We start from the raw sequence: 16,376 nt of genomic DNA on the forward strand, positions 1-16,376 counted from the left end.
CGTCGGGGCCCGTCATCCGCCCCAACTCCCTCTTCCACGCCCGCGATAGCCGAGCGGAGCGAGGTTCGTCCGGAGGGTGATCACGAGGCTGGTCACACCCGCACGCACGGTCATCTTTCTCCCACTTCATCCTCATCACCTGGTTTTGCGGGGTTTTCCGGGCTCTTGCGGCCATCCGTGTGGTGTTCATCTGAACATCGACGCGCCACGGCGCGAGGTCCACCACATCCGGACGCTCATGCACATCATGAGGAAAGTACGCAAATCGCCCAACCCGAAAGTGAGGGGACATGGCCCGCACCAAGGTCATGAAGCTGTGGACCGCCTTCGTCACCGCCTTCCTGGCGCTGTGCACGGCGCTCGGACTCGTCGCCGTGACCGCCCCGGCGGCCACCGCCCGGACCGGCAGCCCGACCGAGAGCCCGAACCGGAGCACCGAGCACCACACGGCCCCGGCGACCGCCACGGCGGCACAGCACAGGATCTGGCCCCAGGCGAGGTCCCTGCCCCCCACGATGAAGCAGCGCATCCGGGCCGAGGCCCACGGGAAGTCCCCCCACTCCCGGAACCGTGCCCGCTCCGCCCTCGACACCGCCACGAAGATCCCGCACCGGCTGTACGTCCCGGAACAGTCCGAGAGCAGCGACCGGCACACCCCGCAGCTCGACTGCTGAGGTCGTCCCCGGCACACAGACCCGCTGACGTCTCGACACCCGGCGACTTGCGTACGCGACCGTCGATGCGAACCCCTGGCCGACCCGGCCGGGGGTCAGCGCCGCATATCCACCGGCCTCACGGCCGCTGCTCCTCTATCACCACAGCCCGGGACGGACACTTCTCGGCCGCCTCCCGCACCGCCGGATCGTCCCCGGCGTCCTCCCGGCCGGGCCGGACCACGCCGTACCCGTCCACGAAGTCGAACACCGCCGGCACCCGGAACGCGCAGTCGGACGAGCCGTAACACGCGTCCCGGTCCACGGAGACCTTCATGCGTCCTCCCCTCCTCGGGCGGCGGGCCCGGGTCACGGGAACCGGCTCCCGTGCGGGCTGCCCCCGCGCACAGCACGACCCTGCCCTCTCGACGCCCGCCTGAACCGGGGCCAGCGAACGCGGACACTGTGCGCCGCCGCTCGTCCGGCACCGGTCCCTCCCCTCGTGGGGACCGGTACCGAACCGAGCGGGGGTCCGGGAGCCCCGCGCCGCATCGGCATGCCCGGCGCGAGGTCGTGCGGAGCGGATACGGACGCCGCCCGGGTCCTGAGGCGGGCGACGCGGGGCCGCCGGGCGTGTTCCGGCGAAGTTGACCGAGAACCTTCGACGCCCTGGGCGGCTGTCCCGGCGGCCGGGCCCTTGGCCTGTCCGAACGGTGTGTGACAGCTCCGCTACCACGTCGTGATCCTGCCATCCGGTGCCCCCGCAGAGGAGATCCCGGTGCCCCGGAACCGGGCTTTCGCGCAGGTCAGCCGTATAAGGTGAGTTTTCCGGTCCGGACGTCCAGAAGCGGGGGAAGTAAGGGGTGGGACCTTGGGTTCCGACTCAGGGGCACGCACAGCCTTCGCCGAGCGACTCGCCCTGCTCTACCGAGAAGCAGGAAACCCTCCCCTCAAGAGCGTGTCCGAGGCCGTCGTACGGCTCCAGCGCATGGACGAACGCGGGCGGCCGGTACGGGTCTCCGCGCAGCGCATCAGCGACTGGCGACGGGCCAGGAACGTCCCCGCCCAGTTCACCGCCCTCGCCGCCGTCCTGCACATCCTGATCCCCGAGGCCCGGCGCGCGCGGCCCACGCCGGTCTCCGGCGGGCTGTACGACCTGGCGCAGTGGCAGCGGCTGTGGGAGACGGCGCTGGCCGATCCGGTGGGCGAGAAGCCGCAGACGCGGGCGGGGGAGGAGAACCGGCAGCCGCCGCCCCAGGTGCCGCCCGTGCCCGTCAGTGTCTGCCCGTACCGGGGGCTCGCGCCCTACCGGCGGGAGGACGCGCAGTGGTTCTTCGGCCGCGAGCGCGGCACGGACGCCCTGGTCGATCAGCTCCGTGCCACCGAGCGGACAGGCGGCCTGGTCATGCTGGTCGGCGCCTCGGGCGCCGGAAAGTCCTCCCTCCTCAACGCCGGTCTCGTACCGGCCGTACGGAACGGCGCCCTGGGCGACGGCAGCAGCCCGGTACTCCAACTCGTCCCCGGCGCCGATCCGCTCGGCGAGCTGACCCGTCTCGTCCCTGCTCTCGCACCGCTCGCCGCCGAAGCGCGCGCGGCCGAGCGGAAGACGGCGCGCGACCCGTCGGCGCCCAGTACGGACGCGCTCCGGCTGGCACGGGCGGTGCGGGAGACCGTGGGGGCGTGGGGCACGACGGATGGCGTTGTTTCACGTGAAACGGCGGCCACTACTTCCCCTGTTTCACGTGAAACAGGGACCGGCTCCTCCGGTGTTTCACGTGAAACACCGCACGAGGTTTCACGTGAAACACCCGTCCCGCTCCCTGCCCCACGCACCGAACGGCGCCCCCGCCCCGTCCTGATCGTCGACCAGTTCGAGGAGACCTTCACCCTCTGCCCGGACGAGACCGAGCGCCGCGTCTTCCTGCGCTTCCTGCACGCCGCCTGTACGCCCGATCCGTCCACGCCGGGCGCGACCGCCCCGGTCCTCGCCGTCCTCGGCATACGCGCCGACTTCTACGAGGAGTGCCTCGGCTATCCCGAACTGGCCGACGCCCTCCAGCACCGGCACATGGTGCTCGGCCCGCTGACCACCGCCGAGCTGCGTGAGGCGGTGACCGGTCCCGCCAGGGCGGTGGGGCTGGAGCTGGAGGCGGGGCTGACCGAGCTGATCGTGCGCGAGGTGACCTCCGACGGCCCGCGCGGAGCACACGACGCGGGCGTGCTGCCCCTGCTGTCCCATGCCCTGCTCGCCACCTGGCAGCGTCGCAAGGGCGGCCGGCTGACCCTCGCCGGATACCGCGCGGCCGGTGGCATCCAGGGCGCGGTCGCGGCCACCGCCGAGCGCGCCTGGTCCGGTCTCGACCCGGCCGCGCGCACCGCCGCCCGACTGCTCCTGCTGCGCCTGGTCCGGCTCGGCGAGGACACCCACGCCACCCGCAGACGCGGCACCCGGCGCCAGCTGGCCGAGGAGTCCACCGACCCGGGCAAGACCGAGGAGTCACTGGAGGCGCTGGTGCGCGCCCGGCTGGTCACCCTGGACGCGGACACCGTCGAGATCACCCACGAGGCGCTGCTGCACGCCTGGCCCCGGCTGCGCCACTGGATCGACGACAACCGCACCGAGCATCTGCGGCGCCAGCGGCTGGAGGAGGACGGCCGGGCCTGGGAGTCCTCAAGCCGGGACAGTTCGCTGCTGTACCAGGGCTCCCGTCTCGAGCAGGCCCGCGACTGGGCCGAGTCGGCGGGGGACACGTATCTGACCCGGGGCGCGAAGGAGTTCCTGGCCGCCTCGGTACGGCTGCGCAGGCGCACGGTACTGATCAGCCGGGCCGCGGTGGCGGCACTGGTGGCGCTGGCCGTGCTCGCGGCGGGCTCGGCGGTGATCGCCTCGCGGCAGCGGGACGACGCGGTGTTCGAGCAGGTGCTGGCCGAGGCAGACCGGGTGCAGCACACCGACCCGTCGCTGGCCGCACGCCTGGACCTGGTGGCCCACCAACTCCGACCGGACGACAACGGCGCCTACAGTCGCCTCATCTCCATCGTGAACGCCCCGCTCGCCACCCCCCTGTCCGGTCACACCGGGGCCGTCTACCTCACCACCTTCAGCCCCGACGGCCGCACCGTCGCCACCGCGAGCTACGACCGCACCGTCCGCCTGTGGGACGTCACCGACCGCAAGACCCCGTCCCCGCTCGGCAAGCCGCTGACCGGCCACACCGGCTGGGTGAGCAGCGCGGTGTTCAGTCCGGACGGGCACACCCTCGCCAGCGCGGGCGACGACGGCACGGTCCGGCTGTGGGACACGACCGACCGAAGGCACCCCACCCCGATCGGCGCTCCCCTCACCGGCCACGAGGGCACCATCTATCTGGTCGCCTTCAGCCCGGACGGGCACACCCTCGCCAGCGCGGGCGAGGACCGCACCGTACGGCTGTGGAACGTCGCCGACCCGCGTCGGCCGCAAGCCCTCGGCACGCTGCGCGGCTCCGCCGCGGCCGTGCGCTCCGTGGCGTTCAGCCCGGACGGACGCACGCTCGCCTCGGGCGGCGACGACGACACGGTCCATCTGTGGAACGTGGCCGATCCCCGGCGGCCACGGGCGATCCGCCGGGCGCTCACCGGGCACACGGACCTGGTGCACTCGGTCGCCTTCAGCCCCGACGGGCACACCCTGGCCAGCGGCAGCGCGGACGACACCATCCGGCTGTGGAACGTCGCCGACCCGGACCGCCCGGCCCCGCTGGGCGATCCGCTGACCGGCCACACCGGGCCGATCTGGTCGGTGGCGTTCAGCCCGGACGGCCGTACCCTCGCCGCCGCCAGCGCGGACAGCACCGCCAGCCTGTGGAACGTCGGCGATCCGGCGTCGCCCTCACAGGTGGGCGAGCCACTGGCGGGCGGCAGCGGCGAGATGTACGCCCTCGGGTTCAGCCCGGACGGCCGTACGCTCGCCACCGGCAGCGGCGACGGCAAGGTCCGGCTGTGGTCGGTGCCGGTCTCGGACATGATCGGCCGGGTGGGCGCGTTCCGGCCGGACGGCAAGGTGCTCGCCACGGCCGCGCGGGACGGCCGCATCCGGCTGTGGAAGGTGACGGCACCCGGGCGGCCGGTTCCGCTGTCCGCCCCGTTCATGCCCGCCGACGGCGGCGAGCGCTCGCTGATGTACTCCCCCGACGGCCGGACCCTCGCCGTCCTGACCGGCAGCGGCGCGGTCCGCCTGTGGAACGTCGCCGACCCGGCACACCCCGTCCCCGCCGGGCCTCCGCTGCGGCTGCTGACCCGGTTCATGGGCTCCGACGCCCTGGCCTTCAGCCCCGACAGCCGCGTCCTGGCCACGGCCTACGACGAACACCGGCTGCGCCTGTGGAACGTCGCCGACCCGGCGCACGCGACCCCGCTCGGCGAGCCGCTCTCCGGCCACCGGGGGTACATCAACGGCCTGGAGTTCGCCCCGCACGGACACATCCTGGCCAGCGGCAGCGCGGACGGCACGATCCGGCTGTGGGACGTGACCCGTCCGGCACGTCCGTCTCCCCTCGGCCGCCCGCTCACGGGCCACGCGGGCCCGGTGAACGCCCTGGCGTACAGCCCCGACGGGCACACGCTCGCCTCGGGCGGCGACGACGACACGGTCCGGCTCTGGAACGTCACCGACCCGGCCTCCGCCGCGTCCGTCGGCCGGACCCTCACCGGCCACACCGAGGCGGTCACGTCCCTCACCTTCAGCGCGGACGGCCACACCCTGGCCAGCGGGGGAGACGACAACACGGTCCGCCTGTGGGACGTCGCCGACCCGGCGTCGGCCGCGCCCATCGGCCAGTCCATGAGCCCGTACGCCAAGACGGGCAACTTCCTGTCCTTCAGCCCCGGCCGCCACGTCCTCGGGGTGTCCAGCGGCGCCGACACGGTCCGCCTGTGGAGCCTGGACCCCGACGCGGCGATCCGGCACATCTGCGCCCTCACCGAGAACGTCCTCACCCCGGCGAGGTGGCACGAGTACCTTCCCCGCCTCTCCTACGACCCACCATGCCGGGACTGACCGCCAGGATCAGCCAACTCCCCCAATCTTCAAGCCTGTTGTCCACCCCCCTGGCTCGCCCCACCCTCTCCGACCTTGTACCCTTGGCCATAGCCCGACCGCTGACGCATCCCCCGTCGTCAGCGGTCGGGTCTTTTCGTCCGCGCACCCAAGTCACCTGATCCGCTCGGGTGTTGACCCCCGCGGGGGTAGGGTCCGCCGAATGGATCTCCGCGCATCCCTGTCCGTGCTGGGCAACCGGTCTTTCCGGCTCCTGCTCGCGGCCCGGCTGATCTCCGCGAGCGGGTCGGCCATGGCTCCCGTGGCGCTCGCCTTCGCCGTGCTCGGGTTCGACGACCGGCCGACGGCGCTGGCGACCGTCCTCGCGGGCAACACCCTTCCGCAGCTGGTGCTCCTGCTGGTCGGGGGCATCGCCGCGGACCGGTTCTCCCGTCGCGGGATCATCATCACCGGCAACCTGGTGGCCGCCCTGTCCCAGGCCGGTGTCGCCCTCCTGGTCGCCACGGGCACGGCCGACGTCGCGCGGGTGGCCCTGCTGGCGTGCGTCACGGGCGCCGCCAACGCGCTGATGACCCCGGCCATGAACAGCCTGCTGCCCCAGCTCGTGGACGCCCGGCACCTCCAGGAGGCCAACGTCCTCGTACGGCTCCCCACCAACGTCCTCAGGGTCGCCGCCCCCGCCCTGGGCGGCGCGCTGGTCGCCCTGGCGGGCCCGCAGTGGGTCCTGGGCTGGGACGCGGTGAGCTTCACCCTGGCGGCCGTGCTGTGCGCCTTCCTGAAGCTCTCCAGCACGGCGAGAACCGCCCCCAACGCCTCCGTGCTGCACGACTTCCGCACCGGCTGGCGGGAGTTCGCCCGGCGCCCGTGGATCTGGTCGTACACCCTGTCCGGCACCGTCGTCGTGGCCCTGTGGCTCGGCGGCTATCAACTCCTCGGCCCCGTCGTCCTGGACCACGAGGGCCTGGGCGCGGCGGGCTGGGGCATCGTGCAGGGCAGCTTCGCCATCGGTCTCGTCCTCGGCGGTCTCGTCGCCCTGCGCTGGAAGCCCGAGCGGCTGATGATCGCGTGCGTGGCCACCGGGCTCCCGATGGCCCTCCCCCTGGCGATCCTGGCGACCGGCCCCCACCTCGTCGCCCTGGCCGCCTCCGCGGCCCTGGCCGGCATCGGCCTCGACCTGTCCATCGTCTACTGGAACACCGCGCTCCAGCAGGAACTCCCCGTGGACGTCCTCGGCCGGGTCACCTCCTTCAACTCCCTCGGCGAACTCCTGGCCGTCCCCCTCGGCTACCTCCTCGTCGGCCTGACCGCCACCACCACCGGCACGACCCCCGTCCTCCTCACCGCCGCCACCCTCATCCTCCTGGCCTCCGCCGCCCTCTTCGCCGTCCCCAGCCAGTGGACGATCCAGCGTGCGCCCAGAAAGCCGGCACCCGAACCGGCGACGGCCTGAACGCCGCCGCCGGTCAGTGATCAGTTGGGCGTCGTCTCCTTGCAGGTCTCCGCCACCTTCACCACGTAGAAGACCACCGGAGTCTCGGTGATCTGCTGATTCGGTCCCGGCCGGGAACCGCAGATCTTCCACGCGGCCCGATCGCCCACCGAGCGACCCTGCCCACTCTCGTCCTTGAAGACCATGTCGATCTTGGAGCTCATCTGCTCGTACGCGCCCCCGGCGTTGCCACCGATGACATCGGGCATGGTGGCGGCGACCGGCTCCGGGTTGGCCGAACCATGCGTCTTGGCGGCCCCCGAACCGCTCGTGGCGCTCGCCGAGACGACCGGCGCGGACGACGCGCTACAGGCGGTGGCCGAGGCCAGAAGCACAGCGACGAGGGCAGGTCTCACAAGCCTTGCGGCAGTCATATTCCCCCCAGCGGGATAGAAGTTCGGAACAGTATCCACTCAGGCGACCGCGTCGGCTGATCCTTCCGTCGGCCGGTCAGCGGCTAGGCCTGTCCCGCACCCAGGTCACGCCCAGAGCCACCGTGGCGACCACGGACAGCAGAATCGCCCCGAAGACCACCGTCGCCCCGGCCGAGATCGCGAGAATCGTCCACCACGGCGGCTCGTCCCCCACGGTCCCCCCTCACGACGCATGCGTACCAAGCACGGACGCCGAGGGGCGGGCGTCAGTTGCGTGACCATGGTTGATGTCGGCCATGAACGCAGAAGACCCCCGGCCCAAACGGACCGGGGGTCTTCCAAGATGTGGGGCTAACAGGATTTGAACCTGTGGCCTCATCCTTATCAGGGATGCGCTCTAACCAACTGAGCTATAGCCCCGCCGCGCCTTGCGGTGTATGTCCCGCGCGCTGACTCCTGAAGATTAGCGCACGACCGGGGCAGTCCCAAAATCGGTTGTCGGGGGACGGTCACTCGTCCTCGGCGAGGGTGAGCTCGACGCCGCCCACGAAGCCCGCGGAGAGGTTGTAGATGAACGCGGCGAGGGTGGCCAGCGCCGTCGCGAGGACGACGTCGATCACGGAGATGATCGTCGCGAACATCAGGACGTGCGGCAGCGAGAGGTACGACTGCAGGTCAAAACCATTCGCCTCGCTGGACCCGGTCGCCTCGGAGATCGTGCCGCCCACCGTGGAGAACACGCCCATCGCGTCCATGACCATCCACAGCACCGCCGAGGCGACGATCGTGCAGATGCCCAGGGCGATGGAGAGCAGGAAGCTGACCTTCATGACCGACCACGGGTCGGCCTTGGCCACCCGCAGCCGCGCCTTGCGGGTGCGCGGCGCCGTACGCGCGCCGGTGCGGGCGACCCGCATCGCGTCGGCGGGCGGCTGAGCCGGGTAGGCCTGCGGCGGGTGGTAGGGCCCGGCGGGCTGCTCCGGACCGCGCTCACCGGGCAGCGGAGACCCGCCGGACCCGGCCTCGGAAGCACCGGCCTTGGACTGGCCGCCGCGCGTGTCCGTCACAGTGCCCCCCTGGGATGCGGCATCGTCCGCCTCGGTGGGCGGGACCGGCTTGAGGTTCGTCGTGGGCGGGTCTGCCGGAGCGCCCCCCGAACCCGCCTTCCCCTTCTTGCCCGCAGTGTTCCCTGCGTTCCCTGCGTTCCCTGCGTTCGCGGCGGAGCCACGGCCGCCGCCGTCCGTCTCCGTACCCGTTGAGGTACCGGCCGATCCGGCGCCCGTGGCTCCGCTCACGTCTCACTCCTCGCGCTACTCGGCCGAGGGCGCCTCACCCTCGTCCGTCACCTCGGCCTCGATCACGACGACGGTCTCGTCGACGACGACATCCTCACCGTCGACCTCCTCCGCCTCCCGACCGGCCTCGGCGTTACGTGCGATGCCGACCACGGCATCGCGCTTGCCCAGGTTGATCAGTTGGACGCCCATGGTGTCACGGCCCGTCTCCCTGACTCCGCTGACTCGCGTGCGAATCACACCGCCGGACAGGGTGATGGCGAGGATCTCGTCGGTCTCCTCGACAATCAGCGCGCCGACGAGCGATCCACGGTCCTCGACGATCTTGGCAGCCTTGATGCCGAGACCGCCACGTCCCTGGACGCGATATTCGTCGACGGCCGTGCGCTTGGCATATCCACCGTCCGTCGCGGTGAACACGAACGTACCGGGTCGCACCACATTCATCGAGAGCAGTTCGTCGCCCTCACGGAAGCTCATGCCCTTCACACCCGAGGTGGCACGGCCCATCGGACGCAGCGTCTCGTCCGACGCGGTGAACCTGATGGACTGCGCCTTCCGGCTGACGAGGAGCAGGTCGTCGTCCGCCGAGACCAGCTCGGCGCCGATCAGCTCGTCGTCCGCGCCGTTCTCCTGCGCGCGCAGGTTGATCGCGATGACACCGCCGGAGCGCGGCGAGTCGTAGTCCTTCAGCGGGGTCTTCTTCACGAGGCCCGCCTTGGTGGCCAGGACCAGGTACGGCGCCGCCGTGTAGTCGCGGATCGCGAGGATCTCCGCGATCGCCTCGTCCGGCTGGAAGGCCAGCAGGTTCGCCACGTGCTGACCTCGCGCGTCCCGCCCTGCGTCCGGCAGCTCGTACGCCTTCGCGCGGTAGACCCGGCCCTTGTTGGTGAAGAACAGCAGCCAGTGGTGCGTGGTGGAGACGAAGAAGTGGTCGACGATGTCGTCTTCCTTCAGCTTCGCGCCCCGCACACCCTTGCCGCCGCGCTTCTGCGCCCGGTAGTCGTCCGTCTTGGTCCGCTTGATGTAACCACCACGCGTGACCGTGACGACGATGTCCTCCTCGGCGATCAGGTCCTCGATGGACATGTCACCGTCGTAGGGGATCAGCTTGCTGCGGCGGTCGTCGCCGAACTTGTCGACGATCGCGGCCAGCTCGTCGTGGATGATCTGACGCTGGAGGGACTCGGAGGCGAGGATCTCGTTGTACTCGTTGATCTTCGCCTGGAGCTCGTCGTGCTCCTGGACCAGCTTCTGGCGCTCCAGGGCGGCCAGCCGGCGCAGCTGCATCTCCAGGATGGCGTTGGCCTGGATCTCGTCGATCTCCAGGAGCTCCATCAGGCCCCCGCGCGCGATCTCGACGGTGTCACTGGCGCGGATCAGCGCGATGACCTCGTCGATGGCGTCCAGGGCCTTCAGCAGGCCGCGCAGGATGTGCGCGCGCTCCTCGGCCTTGCGCAGCCGGAAACGCGTCCGGCGGACGATGACCTCGATCTGGTGCGTCACCCAGTGGCGGATGAACGCGTCCAGGGACAGCGTGCGCGGCACGCCGTCGACCAGCGCCAGCATGTTGGCGCCGAAGTTCGTCTGCAGGTCGGTGTGCTTGTACAGGTTGTTCAGCACGACCTTGGCGACCGCGTCCCGCTTGAGGACGATCACCAGGCGCTGACCGGTGCGCGAGGAGGTCTCGTCGCGCACGTCGGCGATGCCGCCGATCTTGCCGTCCTTCACCAGGTCGGCGATCTTCTGCGCCAGGTTGTCCGGGTTGGTCTGGTACGGCAGCTCGGTGACCACCAGGCACTGGCGGCCCTGGATCTCCTCGACCTCGACCACCGCGCGCATCGTGATGGAGCCGCGCCCGGTGCGGTACGCCTCCTCGATGCCCCTGCGGCCCACGACCAGCGCGCCGGTCGGGAAGTCCGGGCCCTTGATCCGCTCGATCAGGGCGTCGAGCAGCTCCTCCTGGGAGGCGTCCGGGTTCTCCAGGTGCCACTGGGCACCGGCCGCGACCTCGCGCAGGTTGTGCGGCGGGATGTTGGTCGCCATGCCGACCGCGATACCGGCCGAGCCGTTGATCAGCAGGTTCGGGAAGCGGGCGGGCAGGACGGTCGGCTCCTGGGAGCGGCCGTCGTAGTTGTCCTTGAAGTCGACGGTGTCCTCGTCGATGTCGCGGACCATCTCCATGGACAGCGGCGCCAGCTTGCACTCGGTGTAGCGCATGGCGGCGGCCGGGTCGTTGCCCGGGGAGCCGAAGTTGCCGTTGGAGTCCACGAGCGGCATCCGCATCGCCCAGGGCTGGGCGAGACGGACCAGGGCGTCGTAGATCGAGCTGTCGCCGTGCGGGTGGTAGTTACCCATGACGTCACCGACGACACGGGCGCACTTGTAGAAGCCGCGCTCGGGGCGGTAGCCGCCGTCGTACATGGCGTACAGCACGCGGCGGTGGACCGGCTTGAGGCCGTCCCGGACGTCGGGCAGCGCCCGGGACACGATGACGGACATCGCGTAGTCCAGGTACGAGCGCTGCATCTCCGCGTCGAGTCCGACCGGCTCGATGCGCATCGTCGCCGGAGTCGCCTCGGTCTCGGGCGTCACTGGCTCAGGGGTGAAGTTCGGGGTCTCGTCGGCCATTGCTGGTGAAGATCCTTCCTGGTGCGGTCAGCGGAGACCGACTCAGATGTCGAGGAAGCGGACGTCCTTGGCGTTGCGCTGGATGAACTGGCGCCGGGCCTCGACGTCCTCGCCCATCAGCACCGAGAACAGGTCGTCGGCCTGGGCGGCGTCGTCGAGGGTGACCTGGCCGAGGACCCGGTGCTCGGGGTCCATGGTGGTCACGCGCAGCTCCTCGGCGTTCATCTCGCCGAGACCCTTGAAGCGCTGGATGGAGTCCTCGCGGATGCGCTTGCCCCGCTGGCGGCCCATCTCGATCAGCGCGTCGCGCTCACGGTCGGAGTACGCGTACTCGATGTCGTCCCGGCCCCACTTGATCTTGTACAGCGGGGGACGCGACAGGTACACGTAACCGGCCTCGACCAGCGGCCGCATGAAGCGGAACAGGAAGGTCAGCAGCAGGGTGTTGATGTGCTGGCCGTCGACGTCGGCGTCCGCCATCAGGATGATCTTGTGATACCGGAGCTTCTCGATGTCGAAGTCCTCGTGCACACCCGTGCCGAAGGCGGAGATCAGCGCCTGGATCTCCTGGTTCTGCAGGATCTTGTCGATCCTGGCCTTCTCGACATTCAGGATCTTGCCGCGGATCGGCAGGATCGCCTGGAACTCCGGGTTGCGGCCGGACTTGGCCGAACCGCCGGCGGAGTCGCCCTCGACGATGAAGATCTCGCACTTGGCCGGGTCGTTGGACTGGCAGTCCGACAGCTTGCCCGGCAGGGACGCCGACTCCAGCAGGCCCTTGCGACGGGTGAGGTCGCGCGCCTTGCGGGCCGCCACGCGCGCGGTGGCCGCCTGGATGCCCTTGCGGATGATGTCCGCGGCCTCGACCGGGTTGCGGTCCAGCCAGTCGTTCAAGTGCTCGTAGACGGCCTTCTGCACGAAGGTCTTGGCCTCCGTGTTGCCCAGCTTGGTCTTCGTCTGGCCCTCGAACTGCGGCTCGCTCAGCTTGACCGAGATGATCGCGGTCAGGCCCTCGCGGATGTCGTCACCGGTGAGGTTGTCGTCCTTCTCGCGAAGGAGCTTCTTGTCGCGCGCGTACTTGTTGATCAGCGACGTCAGCGCGGCGCGGAAGCCCTCCTCGTGCGTACCGCCCTCATGCGTGTGGATGATGTTCGCGAAGGAGTACACACCCTCGCTGTAACCGCTGTTCCACTGCATGGCGACCTCGAGGGAAAGGCTCTTGTCCTTGTCCTCGGCCTCCAGGTCGATGATCGTGGGGTGCACCACCTCTCCCTTGCGGGAGTTGAGGTACTTCACGTAATCGACGATGCCGCCCTCGTAGTGGTACGTGACGGACTTGACCTCGTCCTTCTCGTCCGCACCCGCCTCGTCGGCACCGCTGGTCGCCTTGGCCACCGCGCGCTCGTCCGTGAGCCTGATCGTCAGGCCCTTGTTGAGGAACGCCATCTCCTGGAAACGCCGCGACAGCGTCTCGAAGGAGTACTCCGTGGTCTCGAAGATCTCCGGGTCCGCCCAGAAGGTGACCGACGTGCCGGTCTCCTCCACCGCCTCGTTCCGCTGCAGCGGGGCCGTGGGGACGCCCATCTTGTAGTCCTGCGTCCAGCGGTATCCGTCGGTCTTCACCTCGACGGCGACCTTCGTGGACAGCGCGTTCACGACGGACACGCCCACACCGTGCAGACCACCGGAGACGGCGTAGCCGCCGCCGCCGAACTTGCCGCCCGCGTGCAGCACGGTCAGCACGACCTCGACGGCCGGCTTGCCCTCGGAGGGCACGATGCCGACCGGGATGCCTCGGCCGTTGTCCACCACACGGACCCCGCCGTCCGGCAGGATCGTCACGTCGATGGTGTCCGCGTAACCGGCCAGCGCCTCGTCGACCGAGTTGTCGACGACCTCCTGCACCAGGTGGTGCAGGCCCCGCTCACCGGTCGAGCCGATGTACATACCGGGTCGCTTGCGGACCGCGTCCAGCCCTTCGAGCACGGTGATGGCGCTGGCGTCGTAAGAGGTGGAGGCGGCGGGAGCCTCGCTGTTGACGCCGGCGTCGGTGGACGGGATGTTCTCGTTGGGGTTGCCGGAATCGGCCACGAAGCGCCCTTTCTGGCACAGCACGAGCCGGGCTCCCGGGGGAACCCCCTCTGGGGGAGGGTTGCCGGAGCGGCTGCGGCATGTTGCGTTTGGTAAGCCTGGATCAGCGTTGCTCAGCTTTTCCCGGACGGTCCCCACGAGTGGGGCGGGATTCGCCTTCCAGTCTACCGGTAGCGCCGACAGTGATGGGGGTTTGCGGGCACCTGAGTCCCCATGTGCCGCCCTGAACCGGCCTCGATGGCATCCCGATATACGGAAGGGGGCTCCAAGGGGCTCACAGCGGCGCTCAGAGCTTTCGGCCGTCATCCCTTGTCCAGAGGGGGGTGCACGCCGGATCGGCGCAGGTGCGCAGCGGTGTGAACACGCTCCGCACAGGACTCAGGACGTGAGGTACGTCACCCGTAGGTGTCGCCGGGACCCCGGCTTCCAGGGGCCCGGAGAGGCCCGTAACGGCGCGCGGGACCGCCCGGACCGTGCACCTTGATCATGCGCACCGTGCCGTGCCCGAGGTCCTCGTTCAGCCGCGCCACCAGAGCGGGGGCGAGGAGCCGCAGCTGCGTCGCCCACGCCGTCGAGTCGCACAGCACCGACAGCACCCGCTCGTCCTCGTCGTACCGCTGCGGCACACAGTGCTTCGCGAGGTCGTCGCCCACGATCTGTGGCCAGCGGCCCATCACACCGCCCACCGCCGCCGGGGCCTCCCAGCCCCGCTCGTTGATCAGCCGGTTGATCGCCGCGCCCAGCGCCAGCGGGTCGCGCCCGTCCGCGCGCGCGCCGGAGCGCAGTCCGCCACCGCGCGCCTGCTTCTTCTGCCGCGCCGCGTCACCCCGCGCGCGTGCCTGCTCCTTCGCCGCGCGCAACGCCACGCGCGCGAGGTCGACGCCGGTCGGCTCGGGGGCCCGCTTCTCGCCGTCCCCGCCGGCAGCGCCGTCCGTACCGGGCCGCTCCGTGCTCATCCGCGCTCCAGGCTCATACGCGCTCCACCGTCCCACCGGAGACCGCGTAGCGCGCGCCGGCCAGCACATGCGGCACGTCGTCGTCCACGGCCGCGGTCACCAGCACCTGCTCGCCCGGCGCGACCAGCTCCGCGAGCCGCTCGCGGCGGCGCGCGTCCAGCTCCGCGAAGACGTCGTCGAGGACCAGCACCGGCTCGTTGCCCTCCGAGCGCAGCAGGTCGTACGAGGCCAGGCGCAGCGCGAGGGCGTACGACCAGGACTCGCCGTGCGAGGCGTACCCCTTCGCGGGCAGGCGGCCGAGCTTGAGCACCAGGTCGTCGCGGTGCGGGCCCACCAGGGTCACCCCGCGCTCGATCTCCTGCTTGCGGGCCTCGCCGAGCGCGGCCATCAGCTGTTCGTACAGCTCCTCGCGCGTGTGCGCCTCGCCCGGGGCCGACGGCTTGTACTCCAGCGCGAGCGGGCCGCCGCCGGGGGCCAGCTGCTCGTACGCCTTGTCGGCGAGCGGCTGGAGCGCGGCGATCAGGTCCAGCCGCCGGGCGAGCAGCTCGGCGCCCGCGCGCGCGAGGTGCTGGTCCCACACGTCGAGCGTGGAGAGGTCCATGGAGCGCCCGCCGTGCCTGCGTGCGAGCGCGGCCGTCTTCAGCAGGGTGTTGCGCTGCTTGAGCACCCGCTCGTAGTCGGAGCGCACACCCGCCATGCGCGGCGAACGCGCGGTGATCAGCTCGTCCAGGAACCGGCGCCGCTCCCCGGGATCGCCCTTGATCAACGCCAGGTCCTCGGGCGCGAACAGCACGGTCCGCACGATCCCGAGCACGTCCCTCGGTCTGACCTGCGAGGAACGGTTGATGCGGGCCCGGTTGGCGCGGCCCGGGTTCAGCTCCAGCTCGACCAGCTGCTGCCGGTCGCCCTGCCGCACCTGCGCCCGGACGACCGCCCGCTCGGCGCCCATGCGGACGAGCGGCGCGTCGGAGGAGACGCGATGGCTGCCCAGGGTGGCCAGATAGCCGACCGCCTCGACCAGATTGGTCTTGCCCTGGCCGTTGGGGCCGACGAAGGCGGTGACGCCCGGGTCGAGCGGAACCTCGGCCCGGGCGTACGAGCGGAAGTCGGCCAGCGAAAGATGCGTGACGTGCATGGTCGTTCGCCGACCTCCCTCAAGGTGTGGATCGCGGACGCGTGCCCGCGTCCCGTGTCCTGTGGACTACTTCTTCTCTACGGCGTGGCCGCCGAACTGGTTACGCAGCGCGGCGATCATCTTCATCTGCGGCGAGTCGTCCTGACGGGACGCGAACCGCGCGAACAGCGAGGCGGTGATCGCGGGCAGCGGCACCGCGTTGTCGATCGCGGCCTCCACCGTCCAGCGTCCCTCACCGGAGTCCTGGGCGTAGCCGCGCAGGCCGTCCAGGTGCTCGTCGTCGTCCAGGGCGTTGACCGCGAGGTCGAGCAGCCAGGAGCGGATGACGGTGCCCTCCTGCCAGGAGCGGAAGATCTCGCGGACGTTCTCCACGGAGTCGACCTTCTCCAGCAGCTCCCAGCCCTCGGCGTACGCCTGCATCATGGCGTACTCGATGCCGTTGTGGACCATCTTCGCGAAGTGGCCCGCGCCGACCTTGCCGGCGTGCACGGAGCCGAGGTCGCCCTCGGGCTTCAGCGCGTCGAAGACCGGCTGCACCTTCGCCACGTTCTCGGCGTCGCCGCCGTACATCAGCGCGTAGCCGTTCGCCAGGCCGTGGACGCCGCCGGAGACGCCGCAGTCGACGAAACCTATGCCCTTGGCGGCCAGCTGCTCGGCGTGCTTCTCGTCGTCCGTCCAGCGCGAGTTGCCGCCGTCCACGACCACGTCACCGGG

The 16,376-nt window shown here is 70.8% G+C and carries 11 protein-coding genes and 1 tRNA gene; 3 read left to right on the forward strand and 9 right to left on the reverse strand.

Going from position 1 to position 16,376, the window contains the following annotated elements:
* Nucleotides 1-290 precede the first annotated feature (290 nt).
* Entirely contained in the window at nt 291-674 is a 384-nt protein-coding gene (locus tag GTW40_RS29150; protein WP_161183126.1) for a DUF6344 domain-containing protein, read from the forward strand.
* A 118-nt stretch (nt 675-792) separates the two neighbouring features.
* On the opposite strand, the gene GTW40_RS29155 is transcribed toward GTW40_RS29150, so the two are convergent.
* Nucleotides 793-990, reverse strand: coding sequence for a ferredoxin (locus tag GTW40_RS29155; protein WP_161183127.1), 198 nt, complete (start codon nt 988-990; stop codon nt 793-795).
* A gap of 621 nt (nt 991-1,611) precedes the next feature.
* On the opposite strand from GTW40_RS29155, the gene GTW40_RS29160 reads away from it, so the two are divergent.
* Both GTW40_RS29160 and GTW40_RS29165 read left to right on the forward strand, forming a co-directional pair.
* Entirely contained in the window at nt 1,612-5,691 is a 4,080-nt protein-coding gene (locus tag GTW40_RS29160) for an AAA family ATPase (RefSeq protein ID WP_343245818.1), read from the forward strand.
* 202 nt (nt 5,692-5,893) lie between these two features.
* A complete protein-coding gene (locus GTW40_RS29165; protein ID WP_161183129.1) occupies nt 5,894-7,141 on the forward strand; it encodes an MFS transporter in 1,248 nt (415 codons plus the stop codon).
* A gap of 20 nt (nt 7,142-7,161) precedes the next feature.
* Here the strand turns inward: GTW40_RS29165 and GTW40_RS29170 are convergent, their stop codons facing one another.
* The 8 genes from GTW40_RS29170 to GTW40_RS29205 form a co-directional block, all read right to left on the reverse strand.
* The gene (locus GTW40_RS29170; protein ID WP_161183130.1) at nt 7,162-7,515 is read right to left on the reverse strand and encodes a hypothetical protein; all 354 of its coding nucleotides are present in this window, start codon (nt 7,513-7,515) and stop codon (nt 7,162-7,164) included.
* A gap of 385 nt (nt 7,516-7,900) precedes the next feature.
* A tRNA-Ile gene (locus GTW40_RS29175) sits at nt 7,901-7,974 on the reverse strand.
* Between the two features lie 89 nt (nt 7,975-8,063).
* Complete coding sequence (locus tag GTW40_RS29180; protein WP_161183131.1) at nt 8,064-8,849, reverse strand: DUF3566 domain-containing protein; 786 nt, start codon at nt 8,847-8,849, stop codon at nt 8,064-8,066.
* 15 nt (nt 8,850-8,864) lie between these two features.
* The gene (gene gyrA, locus GTW40_RS29185; RefSeq protein WP_161183137.1) at nt 8,865-11,411 is read right to left on the reverse strand and encodes a DNA gyrase subunit A; all 2,547 of its coding nucleotides are present in this window, start codon (nt 11,409-11,411) and stop codon (nt 8,865-8,867) included.
* A gap of 111 nt (nt 11,412-11,522) precedes the next feature.
* On the reverse strand, nt 11,523-13,595 hold the full coding sequence (gene gyrB / locus GTW40_RS29190) for a DNA topoisomerase (ATP-hydrolyzing) subunit B (protein ID WP_161183132.1): 2,073 nt from the start codon (nt 13,593-13,595) through the stop codon (nt 11,523-11,525).
* Between the two features lie 371 nt (nt 13,596-13,966).
* The gene (locus GTW40_RS29195; RefSeq protein ID WP_161183133.1) at nt 13,967-14,527 is read right to left on the reverse strand and encodes a DciA family protein; all 561 of its coding nucleotides are present in this window, start codon (nt 14,525-14,527) and stop codon (nt 13,967-13,969) included.
* Nucleotides 14,528-14,540: 13 nt separating this feature from the next.
* Nucleotides 14,541-15,662, reverse strand: a complete 1,122-nt coding sequence (recF, locus tag GTW40_RS29200; RefSeq protein ID WP_161183134.1) for a DNA replication/repair protein RecF — start codon at nt 15,660-15,662, stop codon at nt 14,541-14,543.
* Nucleotides 15,663-15,728: 66 nt separating this feature from the next.
* On the reverse strand, nt 15,729-16,376 hold a 648-nt coding region (locus GTW40_RS29205), incomplete at its 5' end, for an NADP-dependent phosphogluconate dehydrogenase (protein ID WP_161183135.1).

The organism is Streptomyces sp. SID4985, assembly GCF_009863025.1.
In the GTDB taxonomy this organism is placed as follows: Bacteria; Actinomycetota; Actinomycetes; order Streptomycetales; family Streptomycetaceae; genus Streptomyces.

Excerpts from the sequence above, each read along its gene's own strand:
- recF (WP_161183134.1), bottom strand. The coding sequence starts at position 15,662 with ATGCACGTCACGCATCTTTCGCTGGCCGACTTCCGCTCGTACGCCCGG.
- gyrA (WP_161183137.1), bottom strand. The coding sequence starts at position 11,411 with ATGCGCATCGAGCCGGTCGGACTCGACGCGGAGATGCAGCGCTCGTAC.
- GTW40_RS29195 (WP_161183133.1), bottom strand. The coding sequence starts at position 14,527 with ATGAGCACGGAGCGGCCCGGTACGGACGGCGCTGCCGGCGGGGACGGC.
- GTW40_RS29155 (WP_161183127.1), bottom strand. The coding sequence starts at position 990 with ATGAAGGTCTCCGTGGACCGGGACGCGTGTTACGGCTCGTCCGACTGC.
- GTW40_RS29165 (WP_161183129.1), top strand. The coding sequence starts at position 5,894 with ATGGATCTCCGCGCATCCCTGTCCGTGCTGGGCAACCGGTCTTTCCGG.
- GTW40_RS29150 (WP_161183126.1), top strand. The coding sequence starts at position 291 with ATGGCCCGCACCAAGGTCATGAAGCTGTGGACCGCCTTCGTCACCGCC.